The sequence below is a fragment of the Micromonospora sp. CNZ322 genome, assembly GCF_007827755.1.
This window is the reverse complement of sequence record NZ_VITD01000018.1, coordinates 35,722-49,558: the sequence shown is the minus strand read 5'-3', so window position 1 is coordinate 49,558 and position 13,837 is coordinate 35,722. Positions and strand designations below refer to the sequence as shown.

Sequence of the window (13,837 nt, the reverse complement as noted above, 5' to 3'; positions counted from 1 at the left end):
AAGTGCGAGAGTTTGGGCACGCTGCGCCTCCAGATTGGATGAGAACCCGAGGTAGCGTGCCTCGTCCAGCCTGGTTAACAAAATCCGCCGATTGGGCGGTGCATGAATCCGCAAGCCGACAGAACGCCGGAGGGTCGGGTGTCCGACCCCCCAGCGAACGCCGTCCGGTCAGCCCGTCTCGAACGTCAGCGGCTACCTCCGGTGGGTTGCCGCAGGTAGGGGTCCTGTCCGGCCTTCGCGAAGCCGGCCACCGCCGAGGCGTCGTGGTTCATCGTCATGTCGCAGGTCGACGTGCGGCTGGTCATGCCGGCCGAGTTGAAGTAGATCGCCGCCTTGATCTTCGGGTGCGCCTTCAGCGCCGCCGGGAACTCCTGGAACCAGCGCTGCTTGGCGCCCGGGTCGTCGGAGTTGAAGTTGGTGCCGAACTCGGCGAGCATCCGGGGCTTGCCCGCGCCGATGCCGTTGTCGTCCAACCACCGGTAGAAGCCACCGACCGTGGTGCTCGGACTCTTCCACACCGTGCTGCCGTTGCAGACGTGGAAGTTGTACGGGTCGTAGGCCACCCAGTCGACGTACCGGTCACCGGGGTACAGGCCGGCGTACCGGGAGTAGTGCCCGGACCAGCCCATCATCGTCCAGACCCAGACCGCGTTGGTCGCGCCGGCGTTGGCGAACCGCTCGTGGACGTAGCGCCAGGCCCGGACGAAGTCGGCGTCGCTGCCCTTGTTCGGTTCGTCCTCCGGCTCGTGGTCGAAGCCGATGAAGACCGGCACACCGGCGGCGCGGATCCGGCCCGCGACCGCGTCGATGGTGTCGTCCTGCTTGCCGCCGTAGACGTCCGACCACTTGAGGGTGGTGCCGGCGGAGAAGTCACGGGACTCCCAGGCGAAGAACATCAACCGGCCTTCGCGCATCTGCTGCTGTTCGTACATGTCCGGGAAGGCGCCGTTGCTGCCGGCGTTGGAGAAGTCGTGGTAGCGGTGCACGATGTCGAACTTGCGCCCGACCTGAGTCTCCACGTCGGCGACAGCCTTGCCGTGGTCCCAGCCGCCGGCCGCCCCGGCGGGCGAGTACATGCCCCACCAGGCGCCACAGGACGGGACGAGCTTGTCCGAGACGGAACCACACTTGCCGGACGGGAGGGTGCCGCTGGCGCTCGGGGTCGCCGTCCGGGTCGGAGCGATGGTCGGCGACGGCTTCGGCGCGGCGGTGGTCGGCGACGCGCTCGGCGACGGCGGCGGTGCCGGCCGGGTGGTCGTCACCGGCGACGGCCGGGCCCCGAGGTCGTAGCTGATCAGCAGGCCGGGTCGCAGGTCCGGGTTGCGGTTCTCGACCGACGCCCAGTAGATCCGGCTCTCCAGGCCGCTCTGCGCCAACGAGACCGTCCAGGTGCCGTTGCCGGTGACCAGTTTGGAGACGTCCCACTCGTTGACGCCCTTGGACACGCTGGTCACGCTGTCCAGCGCGGCACCGGCCGACGTGAGCGGCGGCCGCGATTCGCGGGCGCTCAGCGGCGACGCGTGCGCCGTCACCGTGGCGGCGAACTGCTGCCAGGCGTGCACCCGTAGCGTCGCCCGGATGTTGACCGCGGTGGCCGGCACCGTGGTCACCGCGAACTCGATGACCGCCTCCCGGCCACCGCGCGGGTTGCCTTCGCAGCGCGTCGCGCAGGTGGCCAGCGTCGACTTGGCCGCGTTGTCACCGTCCTGCGACACCGCGGTGGCGGTGGTGTCGGCCGCCGCCCGGATCGACAGGTCGTCGCTGGCCAGCAGCGGCATCATGGTCGCCACGATGCCGGCCACCACCGAACCGCCGACCACGCCGATGGCAATCGCCTTACGCCGGGGTCCGGAGCGGAACCGGGTGATGCGGTGCAGTCCGTGCCTGGTCAAGGAAACTCCCTGTGTCTGCGTCCGTAACGGTGAGCAGCGTATCGATGACCAGGACATGTGGCAGGTAGGACAGTTTCCCGTAAGCGCGTCTTAACCGTCAGCTAAGAAACCGCCTCAGGGAAATCAGGGGCTCTGGCCGCGGGTGCGACCGAAGCCCCGCCACACACCTTGCCCGCGGAGTACGCGCAGAGTCAACGGGATGCGTTGGAAGCGCTTCCCGAACGCGTCGCGACCATCGGCGACCGCCCCGGACCGTCTGTTCGGTCCGTCAGCCGGCGCGAGCGGCAGTCAGCGCGGCGGCCATCGCCGCCCTCGGCGCGGTGACGCCGGTGAACTGCTCGAACTGCCCGACGGCCTGGGCCAGCAGCAGGTCCAGGCCGGAGACGATCCGGCAGCCCGCCGCGTCGGCGGCCGCCGCCAGCGGGGTCGGCCACGGGTCGTAGAGCGCGTCGAAGAACACCGCGCCCGGCCGCCAGGCCACCGCGCCGGCCAACGGGTCGGCGACCCCCTTCGGCACCGTGGAGACGACCACGTCTGCGGTGGAGAGTTGCCGGGGCGCACCGGCCCATGGGGCGGGCGTCAGCGCGACGCCCACCGCGCCGGCCACCGGGCGCAGCTCGTCGACCGCCTCGGGTCGGCGGGCCACCACCGTCACCGCTGAGCACGCGAGCTGCGCGGCGGCGGCGAGCGCGGCGCGGGCCGTCCCCCCGGCGCCGAGCACCGTCACTGCGGCACCGGCGGTCACGCCGGCGTCGGTGAGCACCCGCACCATGCCGGCGACGTCGGTGTTGTCCGCGTACCAGGAGCCGTCCGGACGGCGTACCAACGTGTTGGCCGCGCCGACGGCGGCGGCGACCGGCGACGCGGCGTCGGCCACGGCGAGCGCGGCCTCCTTGCCCGGCATGGTCACCGACAAGCCGGCCCACTCCGGGCCCAGGCCGGCGACCAGATCCGGCAGCTCCGCCGCCGCGCACTCGATCCGGGTGTACGACCACCCGGTCAGCCCGGCGGCGACGTAACCCGCGGTGTGGATCACCGGGGAGAGGGAGTGCGCGATCGGCTTGCCCAGCACCGCGGCCCTACGGGTCGACACGATCACCGCCGGTGGCGGCCGGTGGCCCGGTCACTGTCGACATCACTTCTCCGCCCTCCCGCTCACGTCGGGATCGACAGTACCCAGCACCCCGTCACGGGCACCAGGGAACCGGCTCTGCCGCCACCCCGCGCAATCGGGTCATCGCTTGACCGCCATCGACGTTGGTGAAAGCATTCCGGTGACGGAAGCGCCGATCGAAAAAGGGGAAACCTTGAACAAAAGCATTCTCCGTGCCCTTATCGCGATTGCCGCGGTTTTCAGTCTTTCGCTGATGACCGCAGCTCCCGCGCGGGCGGACGCCGCAGCCAACAGCTGGTCCGACAACCACCAGCTGTGCCAGTCCAGCTCCTGCGTCCGTAGCGGCAACATCGTGCGGCTCTGGCAGGCCATCGTCTGGGCCGACGACCTGAGCGGCACCGTCGGCACCAGCTTCATCGACGGGGAGTACGGCTCCAACACCGCCGCCAAGACCAGGACCTGGCAGGACGTGATGAACGTCGGCATCGACGGGTCGGTCGGGCCGCAGACCTGGGGTGAGGCGTACGGCGCGGTCAACCGCAACACCGGGTTCGACACGAGCACCCAGACCGGCTACTTCTACTACGGCTACAACCGCACGTTCGGTCTGCGCAAGCAGAACAGCAACGGCGTGTGGACGTTCCTCAACCCGCGCACCGGCACCTGGACCGGCACGAGTCACTGACAATGACGCAGTAATTGCGCGTCACGGCTGAACCGTAAAGGCTCCCTTCCCGACAGCGACCATAATTGCGGTCGCAATGGGAAGAGAGCCTTTATGGCGTGACCCGGCCGGTCAGATGATGCCGGCCTCTCGAGCCTTGTTCTCGTTGCGCTGGTGCTGCTCGTACGTGTCGGCGAAGGCGGAGTGGCCCTTGTCGTCGATGGCCACGAAGTAGAGCCACTTGCCGGTCGGCGTGTCCATCGCCCCTTCCAGGGCCTGCTTACCGGGGTTGTTGATCGGGGTGGGGATCATGCCCCGCAGCTTGCGGTTGTACGGGTTCTTCTGGTCGTCCAGCTCGGCCGCCGTCATCTGCTTGGACGACTTGGTCGGCTTGCCGATCGACTCCAGGTAGTAGTTGACAGTGACGTCCATCTCCAGGCAGTTGCACGGGAACTCGCCGTACGCGCGGTTGTAGGCCACCCTGGCGACCTTGCCGAGGTCGTCCTTGTTACCCGCCTCGGCCTGGGCCAGCGACGCCACGATCAGCGCCTCGTACGGGCTGACCTTGCGTTCCTCCTGCACCCGGTCGGCGAACTTCATCTCCCCCGTCACCGACAGGAAGCGGTTCACCATCAGCTTGAGGACGCTCTCGGCGGTGGACTTCGGCGGGATCTCGTAGGTGTCGGGGAAGAGGAAGCCCTCGACGGACTTGACGCTCTTCTTGCCGTCGCCGCGCTTGAACCACCAGTCCGGGATGCCGAGAGCCTCCGGGTCCTTCGCGGCGGCCTGGAAGTCCTTGACCGGGATCTTGGTCTTGTCGGAGAGCAGCTTGTAGATGTTGAAGCTCGTGCGGCCCTCGGGGATGGTCAGCCCGTTGACGATCTTGTTCTTCAGGTCGAGCATCGCGGTCACGGCGTTCGCGCCGCTCATCTGCTTGCGCAGCTTGTACGTGCCCGGCTGGATGTTCTTGCTGCGCGAGTTGGCCTCGGCCGCCTCGATGAACGCCTTCTGGCTCTTCACCACGTCGGCCGCCACCAGGGCGTCGGCCATGTCGGCGAGCAGCGCGCCGTTCTTGATCTCGACGGTGATCTCACCGGCCCCGCTGCCGTCGTAGTCGGGGGTGACGAAGTAGTTCTGGATGCGGTCGAAGCCGTAGAACGCGCCGCCGCCGATGCCGCCCAACAGGAGCAGGGCCATCAGCAGAGCCAGGAATGTCTTGCCCCGGCCACCGCCGCCGCCGGACCCGCCCTTGCTCTTGCGGAAGCTGCGCCGGTGCCGACCCTTCTCCCCCCGCTCCGGCTCGTCGAACCCAAGATCCAGATCGTCGATCATTACGTCCGCCTCCGCTGCGCGTCCAGCCAGCTCTGCAGGATCTCCACCGCGGCCGCCTGATCGACAACCGCACGTTGACGTTTACCTCGGACGCCACGCTCGGCAAGCCTACGAGAAGCGACCACCGTCGACATCCTCTCGTCAGTGAGCGTTACCGGGACAGGCGCTATCACATCGACCAGTCGGTCAGCGTACGCCTTCACATGGACGGCCGCAGGACCATGCTTGCCGGCGAGATTGACCGGAAGGCCGACGACAACCCCGACGGCCTCGTGCTCGGCCACCAACGCGGCCAGCTCGGCGAGGTCGCTCGGCACCGCGTCCGGCGCCGCCGTGAGATCGCGGGCCAGGGTGACCAGCGGCGTTGCCAAGATCCCGTCCGGATCCGAGCGGGAGACGCCCACCCGCACCTGACCGACATCCACGCCGATCCGCACACCACGCGTCAGCTCAGCCACCGACGGTCACCACCGGCCGGGTACGAACCAGGGCGGACCAATCGGCCCGCCCTGACTCACAGTGATGATCTATCACGCCTCAGTGATCGCCTTCTCGACGGTGAGCAGCAGGTTCGGCGCCTCGGCCGCCGGCAGACCGCCGCCCTGGGCCAGGTCGGGGCTGCCACCTCCGCGCCCGGAAAACGCCGCCTTCACCAGATCCGACGCGGCCAGGCCCCGGCTGCGCGCCGCCGCGTTGACCGCCACCACCAGGGACGCCTTGCCGTTCGACCGCGCCGCCACCGCCACGACCGCCGGCCGCGCCGGGTCGATCTTGCCGCGGATCTCCTGGGCCAGGGTGCGCACGTCGTTGCCGGCCGCGCCCTCCGGCGCCTCGGTGCCCACGTACGCGACCCCGCGCACGTCCTTGGCCTGCGCCGCGAGTGCCGCCGCGCCACCCAGCACCAGCTGGGCGCGCAGCTTCTCCAGCTCCTTCTCGGCGTCCCGAAGCTGGGTGACGGTCTGCTCCACCCGGTCGGCGACCTGGTCGTTGGGCACCCGGTACAACTCGGCCAGCCGGGAGACCAGCAGGTGCTCCTTGGCCAGGAAGCCGAAGGCGTCCATGCCGACCAGCGCCTCGACGCGGCGGACACCGGAGCCGATCGACGACTCCGAGAGGATCTTCACGAGGCCGAGCTGGGCCGAGCGGGCCACGTGCGTGCCGCCGCACAGCTCCCGGGCGTAGTCACCCACCTCGACGACCCGCACCTCCTCGCCGTACTTCTCGCCGAAGAGCGCCATCGCGCCGATGCGCCGCGCCTCCTCCAACGAGGTGATGAAGGCGTGCACCTCCAGGTCGGCCAGGAGCACCTCGTTGACCTGCTGCTCCACGTCGCGCAGGACGCTCGGCGACACCCCGGTCGGGGTGTTGAAGTCGAACCGGAGCCGACCGGGGGCGTTCAGCGACCCGGCCTGCGTGGCCGACTCTCCGAGGAAGTTGCGCATGGTCTGGTGCACCAGGTGCGTGGCGGTGTGCGACCGGGAGATCGCCCGACGTCGGGTCGTGTCGATCTCGGCGAAGCCGGCCTCACCGGCGCGTACCTCGCCCCGGATCACCCGCGCGCGGTGCACGATCAGACCGGGCACCGGCTGCTGCACGTCGAGCACCTCGACCTGCCCGCCACCAACCGTGATCATGCCCTGGTCGGGCTGCTGCCCACCGCCCTCGGCGTAGAACGGGGTGGTGTCCAGCACCAGCTCGATGGTGTCGCCCTCGGTCGCCGCCTGACGCGGACCGTCGGCGCCGAGCAGCGCCCGAACCGTCGACTCGCGGGACACCTCGCTGTACCCGGTGAACGTCACCGGACCACCCGCGTCGAGCACCGACCGGTACGCCGACAGGTCGACGTGCCCCGTCTTGCGGGCCTGCGCGTCCGCCTTCGCCCGGGTCCGCTGGTCGGCCATCAGCCGCCGGAACCCCTCGTCGTCGACAGTGAGGCCCTGCTCCGCGGCGATCTCCAGGGTCAGATCGATCGGGAAGCCGTAGGTGTCGTGCAGCTGGAACGCCTTCGCCCCGGACAGCGCCGAGCCGCCCGCCGTACGGGTCTCCGCGATCGCGGTGTCCAGGATCGTGGTGCCCGCCCGCAGGGTGGACAGGAACGCCTCCTCCTCCGCGTACGCGTAATCCGCGATCCGGTCGAAGTCGGTCGCCAGCTCCGGGTACGACGGCGCCATGCAGTCCCGGGCCACCGGCAGCAACTCGGGCAGCGCCCGCTCCTGCCAGCCCAGCAGCCGGATCGACCGGATCGCCCGGCGCATGATCCGGCGCAGCACGTACCCGCGACCCTCGTTGGACGGGGTCACGCCGTCGCCGATCAGCATCAGCGCCGTACGCACGTGATCCGCGATCACCCGCAGCCGGACGTCGTCCGGGTGCGACTCACTGGCCACATGCCCGGAGTGCGCGCCGTACCGCTTACCGGTCAGCTCGGCCGCCCGGGCCAGGATCGGCCGGACCTCGTCGATCTCGTACAGGTTGTCGACACCCTGCAAAATCGAGGCCATCCGCTCCAGGCCCATGCCGGTGTCGATGTTCTTCGCCGGCAGGTCACCCAGGATCGGGTAGTCCTCCTTGGTGGTGCCCGGACCCCGCTCGAACTGCATGAAGACGAGGTTCCAGTACTCCATGTACCGGTCCTCGTCGACCGCCGGGCCGCCCTCCCGGCCGTACTCCGGGCCCCGGTCGTAGAACAGCTCCGACGACGGACCGCACGGCCCGGGAATGCCCATCGACCAGAAGTTGTCCGCCTTGCCTCGGCGGACGATCCGCTCGGCCGGCACGCCCACCGACCGCCAGATCTCGTACGCCTCGTCGTCGTCGAGGTAGACCGTCGGCCAGATCCGCTCCGGGTCCAGCCCGTAACCACCCTCGGCGATCGGCTTCGTGGACAACTCCCAGGCCAGCGGGATCGCGCCGGCCTTGAAGTAGTCACCGAAGGAGAAGTTGCCGTTCATCTGGAAGAACGTGCCGTGCCGGCTGGTCTTACCGACCTCGTCGATGTCCGGGGTACGGATGCACTTCTGCACGCTGACCGCCCGCTGGTACGCGGGCGTCTGCTGACCCAGGAAGTACGGGACGAACTGCACCATGCCGGCGTTGACGAACAGCAGGTTCGGGTCGCTGATGGCGGGCAGCGGAGCGGACGGCACCACGGCGTGGCCATTCGCCTCGAAGTGCGCGAGGTACCGCCGCTTGATCTCCGCCGTCTTCATCGCTGGTGTTCCTCCGGAAAGATTTCTCGATCGCCGATTCGCGGGTCTTCCCGCAGGTCGGCGAACTTGTCGTCGAACGCCTCGCCCTGGGCGAACGCGTGGTGGATCTCCTGCTCGCGTTCGGCCATCCCGACCCGGACGTCCTCCACGAAACTACGCAGCGACTCGACGAGCCCGCCAGCGGATTCCGTCAGCGAGCTGGCGATGCCCGCCGGCGTGTACGCCTGCGCGGTCCGGGTCGCCTTGCGGACCACGATCACACCGACGGCCACCCCGATGCCGAGCCAGAACAAGCGCCTCATGTCCCGCTACCTCCTGGTGCGCCGGGTCGGTCAGCTGTTGCCGCGTCGCGCGGCCCGTCGCTGCTGCTTGATGGTGTCGCGCACCTCGCGCTCGGTCTCGGCGTGCCGGCGGCCGGCGGCGGCCTTACGCACGCCGTAGCCGAACGCGGCCACCTTGACCAGGGGGTTGGCGGCGGCGGCGGAGACGACGGTGGCCAGGTTGGCGACGTTGGCGGTGACGTTCTGCGCGTGGCTGGTCATGGTGTCGACCTTCGCCAGCTGCAGGTTCACACCGTCGAGCGAGGTCTGCACCTGCTCCAGCGCGGTGTTGACGTTCTTCACAGTGGTGTTCACGTCACCGAGCAGCGGTGCGGTCCGATCGTTCAGGTCGTTGATCATTCGGGTGGTGGCGTCAACCGTGTGCCGCAGCCGCAGGATGGGCAGCGTCAGGATGAGCACCAGCACCGCGAACGCGGATGCCGCGATCAGCGCCGCGATCGCTCCAATGTCGCCCACGCCTGTCCTCCTCAAGCAGAGTTCCGCAGGACCCGACGTCCCCGGAACGCACAACCATGCCGCCCGTACCGGCCGCCGAGCCGTCGGCGGTCACCGGCAGCGGGCGTGCCCGCCAGCCCCAGACCCTACCGTCCGTGATGGAGACCGGCTCAGGACGGTGAGGGTGTCGGCTCGCCCAGCGGATCCGCACTGACCGTTGGGAACGGATCCTCACCGGTCAGTGACGGGTCGGTGGTCGGCTGCGGCCTGGTCCGCTCGTCGTCGATCGCATTGCGCACCTTCACCGACACCAACGAGCCGGTGCACTCGGTCGCAGCGGCCGACGGGTCGCCGGACGGCACCACCGCCGGCTCGCCGTCCACCGGCGGCGGCACACAGGTCGGCTCGCGTACCCACAGGTCGAGGGTCAACTCGTCGCGACGCCAGCAGGTGTAGCTGCCCTTCGTCTGCTGCTCCGGGCAGCGGCTCACCTTCCACGGCTGCCACCCGTCCCGGCGCAGCGCGTCCTCGTAGACCTGCGCCGTCTCCTTGGGCGCCTTCTCCGAGGTCACGGTGCGCTCGCGCAGCCGGCAGTCGAGCAGGCACCAGCGACTGCCGCTGACGTCGTCGACAGTCTTCGCGGCCGCCCAGGCGGGCACGCCGAGCTGGTCCAGGTTGTCGAAGACCGGGTCATGGCTCAGCGTCCGGATGCCGAAGAAGAGCGGCACCGCGCCGAGCAGCACGACGCTGACCAGCGCCAGCACCGCCGCGCGCAGGCGACGTCGTTCGCGGGTCTGCCGGCGTTCCTCGGAACGAGCACCCGGTGCGGCGTCGTCGTCCGGCGCGTCCTGACCGGCCGAGCGCAGCGCCGGCCCGTCGGAGGGCTCCGGTTCCGGCCGGTCCACCGGGCCGGACACGGAGGGCACAACGGCGGCGGCGCGGGCCACGCCGACGGGCTCGCCGGCGCGCCCGGGCGGTGGCACGGGCGCGACACCGCTCGGCTCGGCACGGCCGGGCTCGCGATTCGGAGGCAGGGCACGTCCGGCGGCACGGTCGGCCGGCGAGGGTCGCCCGGCTGGCGCAGCACCACGGGCCGGCCCGGGCTCACCGGTCGTCCGGTCGTCGGTTGGCGGCTGCCCGCCGGGCGGGCGGACGGCGGCACGAGCCGGACCGTCCGGACGCGAACGCGGCGGACCGTCCACACCCGGCGGCACCGCCGCGCGAGCCGACCCGTCCGGACGGGTCGCGTCCCGGGGTGCGGGCTCGCCACCCGGGCCGGGACGCAGTGGGCCGTCAGCGCCACGGTGCCGGGTGCCGGGTGCCGGCGCGTCGCCCGGGATAGGACGGGCCCGCCCGGGTGGGACGGAGCGGGCGGCGCCCCGAGCAGCGGGACCGGCGCCGGGTCGACCACCGGCGTACGGGTCGTCGCCGTGGTCGCTCGCGGGCCCCGGTCGACCGGGGCCAGCCGTACCGTCGGGGCCGGGCTCGGCCGGTGGACGACGTCGTCGGCCGGTCGGATCCGGGACGGGCGGTGCGTCCGGCCCGGGGCCCGCCACGGCACGGCCGCGCTGGCCGCTGGGGTCCGGAGTGGGCACCGCCGCGGCGCCCCGCCCACGGGCGGGCCGGTCACCGGGCGGCGGGGGGTAGGTCAGGGCCTGCTCTCCGGTCGATCCCGACGCGTCGGGGCGGGCGGCGCGGCGACCGGTCGGTGCGTCCGCGCCCGGGTCGACCGGCGGGCCGGCGGGCCGGCGGGCGGCGGTGCGTTCCGCGGCCGGGTCGGGCACGGCGAGTCGACCGGACGCCTGGTCGGTGAGGTCTCCCGGCCCGACGGGCGACGCCGGACGGCGACCCCCGGCCGGCGGACTGCCGTCTCGGCGGTTGACCACCGGCAGGCCGGGGTCGGTGTGTGGCAGGCGGCCGGCCTGGCGGAGCCAGTCCGCGGGCCGCTCCGGGCGGTCCGGCCGGTCCAGGCGGGGTTCGCCGCCGGGCGGCGTTCGGCGTTCCGTTTCACCGGAGACGACCCGGCGGCGAACGGTGCCGTCGGCGTGGCCGGTGGTGGGCAGGGCGCCACTGTGCGCGCCGGTCGCCTCGGGCACCGACGATGCGTTCCCCGAGCGGGGCACGGGTGGCGCGTTCCCCGAGCGGGGCACCACCGGCTCGTCGGGTTCGGCGGCGCGACGACGCCCGCCGGCTGTCGGACGGGGACCCTCCGAAGCGCGCCCGGCGGGCTCGGGTGCACCGGGGTCGGCCGGGCCCGGACGACGCCGGGCGGTACGCGGGTCACTGTCGATGGCGGGGTCGGGCCGCAGGCCGTCCGCGGTCGGCGGCACGACGCCAGCCGGCGCGCCGTCGAAGCGGGCCGGCCCGGGGGCGGCGGGTGCTCCGGCGGCCCGCGCCGGGTCGGGTGCCGAGCCCGCGGCGCGGCGACCGACGGGCGTGCCGTCGGCAGGCGGTCGGGCACGTCCGGGTTCGACCGGTTGCTCCGGGCCGGGTCGGCGGACCGGCGGACCGGCATCCGGACGGCGCAGCGGCGGCATGGCGTCGGGATGACCGCCGGATGCGGCGGGGTCCTGATGACGACCCGGCGCAACAGCGGCGTCCGGACGACGGGCCGGCGAGGCGGGGGCGTCCGGGCGACGACCGGCCGGGGGGCCGGAGGTCGGTGGGCCCACGGGTGGGCCGGGAGGGGCTGCCGCACCGCGCGAACGGGCCGGGCCGCCGGACGCGTCGGGTGCCGGACGAGGCCCCTGCGGGCCGGTCGGGTCACCCCCGCCCGGGCGAGCGGCGGGTGGCGGCGGTGGTACGGCAGCGCGGGCGCCGGGCACCGGCTGCACGCCGCGGCGCGGCGGCTGCCCCGGTGCGGGGCCGGTGGTGGGTGGCCGGTTGTCCGGGCGACGACCCGCTGGCGGCGTCTCCCCGGGCCAGGGCCCGTCGACCGGCCGACGGGCGCCGGCACCGCCCGGTTCACTCTGGCGCGGGGCCGGCGGCGCCGAGGACTCCGGCGCACTGCCGCGCACACCGGCCGGCTCTCCCGGCGTACGCGGGATGGGCTGTGCCGGCGGTCCGGGCGGGTCTGCCGGCGGCATGCCCCCGCGGGGCCGGTTCGGCTCCGCCGGTGCGCCGTCCGGGCCCAGCTCGGTGCGTTGCTGCTTGGCCGAGCGCAGGTCGTCGATCCAGCCGAACTCCTCGCCGGCTACCGGCTCCTCCGGCTCGGGCTCAGCCGGCCGGCCGCGACCCCAACGGCGGGTCTTGGCGCGGGGATCGCGCCCCTCGTCCGGGCCCTCGTCCGGGCGGTCCCCACCACGCGATCTCACTGTTGACCCTCTCCTGCGGCGTCGGTGCCGCTGTCCTGCATCGTGCCGGGGGCACCCGTGCCCGTCGTCGGACGGGCGACCCCCGGGGATAGCGCTGGCGTGGTCTGCGCCGTTACGGACGGCTCGGCTGTCGGCGTCTGCGGGCGCGCGGCCGGAGCCGGCAAGCCACGCACGATCCGGCGCAGCAGCGGCAACCGGCTGGCCACCGATCGCTCCGCGCCGTGCGGGCTGGGCTGGTAGTAGTCGGTGCCCACCAGGTCGTCCGGGACGTACTGCTGGGTGACCACGCCGCGCTGGTCGTCGTGCGGGTAGCGGTAACCGGTCCCGTGGCCCAACCCTCGGGCGCCGGCGTAGTGCGCGTCGCGCAGCCCTCGCGGCACCGGGCCACCGCGACCGGCCCGGACGTCGGCGATCGCGGCGCCGATGGCCGTGGTGGCCGAGTTCGACTTGGGCGCGGTGGCCAGGTGGATCACCGCCTGGGCGAGGTTGAGCTGCGCTTCGGGCAGCCCGACGTACTCGACCGCGTGCGCGGCGGCAGTCGCCACGCTCAGCGCACTGGGATCGGCCATGCCCACGTCCTCGCTGGCGAAGATGACCAGACGACGGGCGATGAACCGGGCGTCCTCACCGGCGACCAGCATGCGGGCCAGCCAGTGCACCGCCGCGTCCACGTCCGAGCCGCGCATGCTCTTGATGAAGGCGCTGACCACGTCGTAGTGGGCGTCGCCGTCGCGGTCGTAGCGCACCGCCGCCACGTCGACGGCCTGCTCGGCGGTGGCGAGGTCGATCCGTCCGCCGCCGAGGGCCGTGGCGGAGGCCGCCGCGGCCTCCAGGGCGGTGAGTGCCTTACGGACGTCACCGGCGGCCAGCCGGACCAGGTGATCCTCGGCCTCGGTGGTCAGGGCCAGGGCGCCGTCCAGGCCACGCTTGTCGGCGACCGCGCGGCGCAGCAGGCCCCGCACCGCCTCGTCGTCCAACGGTTGCAGGGTGAGCAGCACGCACCGCGACAGCAGCGGTGAGATGACCGAGAAGTACGGGTTCTCGGTGGTGGCCGCCAGCAGGGTGACAGTGCGGTCCTCGACGGCGGCGAGCAGCGAATCCTGTTGGGTCTTGCTGAACCGGTGCACCTCGTCGATGAAGAGCACTGTCTGCGGGCCGCCGGAACGGCGCTGGCGGCGCGCCGCCTCGATCACCGCCCGGACGTCCTTCACGCCGGCGGAGAGCGCCGACATGGCCACGAAGCGGCGATCGGTGGCCCCGGCCACCAGGTGCGCGATGGTGGTCTTGCCGCTGCCCGGCGGGCCCCAGAGGATCACCGACATCGGAGCCCCGCCGGAGACCAGTTGCCGCAGGGGTGCGCCGGGAGCGAGCAGGTGTTCCTGCCCGACCAGCTCGTCGAGGGTCACCGGGCGCATCCGGACGGGCAGGGGCGAATCGTCGGCCACCGCGGTGAAGCCGTCGACACCGGCGGGACCGTCGGGCGCGCTGCGCGACCCGGCGGGTTCACCGAGGGAGAAGAGGGCGTCGGACTCCATC

At 72.2% G+C, this 13,837-nt stretch carries 10 protein-coding genes; 1 reads left to right on the top strand and 9 read right to left on the bottom strand.

Annotated features, from left to right (window positions below):
- Window positions 1–185 precede the first annotated feature (185 nt).
- Together FB453_RS29930 and FB453_RS29925 are read right to left on the bottom strand one after the other, a co-directional pair.
- Window positions 186–1,892, bottom strand: coding sequence for a glycoside hydrolase (locus FB453_RS29930; RefSeq protein WP_145795567.1), 1,707 nt, complete (start codon window positions 1,890–1,892; stop codon window positions 186–188).
- A 268-nt stretch (window positions 1,893–2,160) separates the two neighbouring features.
- On the bottom strand, window positions 2,161–2,988 hold the full coding sequence (locus FB453_RS29925) for a shikimate dehydrogenase (RefSeq protein WP_145795685.1): 828 nt from the start codon (window positions 2,986–2,988) through the stop codon (window positions 2,161–2,163).
- 271 nt (window positions 2,989–3,259) lie between these two features.
- Here FB453_RS29925 and FB453_RS29920 point away from each other — a divergent pair, with 271 nt between their 5' ends.
- Entirely contained in the window at window positions 3,260–3,691 is a 432-nt protein-coding gene (locus FB453_RS29920) for a peptidoglycan-binding domain-containing protein (RefSeq protein ID WP_112700037.1), read from the top strand.
- Window positions 3,692–3,802: 111 nt separating this feature from the next.
- On the opposite strand, the gene mltG is transcribed toward FB453_RS29920, so the two are convergent.
- The 7 genes from mltG to FB453_RS29885 all read right to left on the bottom strand — a co-directional run bounded on the left by mltG (window position 3,803) and on the right by FB453_RS29885 (window position 13,836).
- Window positions 3,803–5,002, bottom strand: a complete 1,200-nt coding sequence (gene mltG / locus FB453_RS29915; RefSeq protein ID WP_145795565.1) for an endolytic transglycosylase MltG — start codon at window positions 5,000–5,002, stop codon at window positions 3,803–3,805.
- The gene (ruvX, locus tag FB453_RS29910) at window positions 5,002–5,460 is read right to left on the bottom strand and encodes a Holliday junction resolvase RuvX (protein ID WP_112677948.1); all 459 of its coding nucleotides are present in this window, start codon (window positions 5,458–5,460) and stop codon (window positions 5,002–5,004) included. Before ruvX ends, mltG begins: the two co-directional genes overlap by 1 nt.
- Before the next feature lie 72 nt (window positions 5,461–5,532).
- The gene (alaS, locus tag FB453_RS29905) at window positions 5,533–8,211 is read right to left on the bottom strand and encodes an alanine--tRNA ligase (protein ID WP_112677949.1); all 2,679 of its coding nucleotides are present in this window, start codon (window positions 8,209–8,211) and stop codon (window positions 5,533–5,535) included.
- Window positions 8,208–8,513: a hypothetical protein gene (locus FB453_RS29900; protein WP_091401860.1), complete on the bottom strand. Its 306-nt coding sequence runs from the start codon at window positions 8,511–8,513 to the stop codon at window positions 8,208–8,210. Before FB453_RS29900 ends, alaS begins: the two co-directional genes overlap by 4 nt.
- 30 nt (window positions 8,514–8,543) lie before the next feature.
- Window positions 8,544–9,008 (bottom strand): DUF948 domain-containing protein, encoded by a 465-nt coding sequence (locus FB453_RS29895; protein WP_112677951.1) that lies wholly within the window; start codon window positions 9,006–9,008, stop codon window positions 8,544–8,546.
- A 149-nt stretch (window positions 9,009–9,157) separates the two neighbouring features.
- A complete protein-coding gene (locus FB453_RS29890; RefSeq protein WP_145795683.1) occupies window positions 9,158–9,853 on the bottom strand; it encodes a hypothetical protein in 696 nt (231 codons plus the stop codon).
- Between the two features lie 2,444 nt (window positions 9,854–12,297).
- The gene (locus FB453_RS29885) at window positions 12,298–13,836 is read right to left on the bottom strand and encodes a replication-associated recombination protein A (protein ID WP_145795563.1); all 1,539 of its coding nucleotides are present in this window, start codon (window positions 13,834–13,836) and stop codon (window positions 12,298–12,300) included.
- Window position 13,837 lies beyond the last annotated feature (1 nt).

Bases quoted from the DNA above. Each gene is read 5' to 3' on its own strand.
- FB453_RS29920 (WP_112700037.1), top strand. From the start codon at position 3,260: ATGACCGCAGCTCCCGCGCGGGCGGACGCCGCAGCCAACAGCTGGTCC.
- FB453_RS29885 (WP_145795563.1), bottom strand. From the start codon at position 13,836: ATGGAGTCCGACGCCCTCTTCTCCCTCGGTGAACCCGCCGGGTCGCGC.
- FB453_RS29900 (WP_091401860.1), bottom strand. From the start codon at position 8,513: ATGAGGCGCTTGTTCTGGCTCGGCATCGGGGTGGCCGTCGGTGTGATC.
- mltG (WP_145795565.1), bottom strand. From the start codon at position 5,002: ATGATCGACGATCTGGATCTTGGGTTCGACGAGCCGGAGCGGGGGGAG.
- alaS (WP_112677949.1), bottom strand. From the start codon at position 8,211: ATGAAGACGGCGGAGATCAAGCGGCGGTACCTCGCGCACTTCGAGGCG.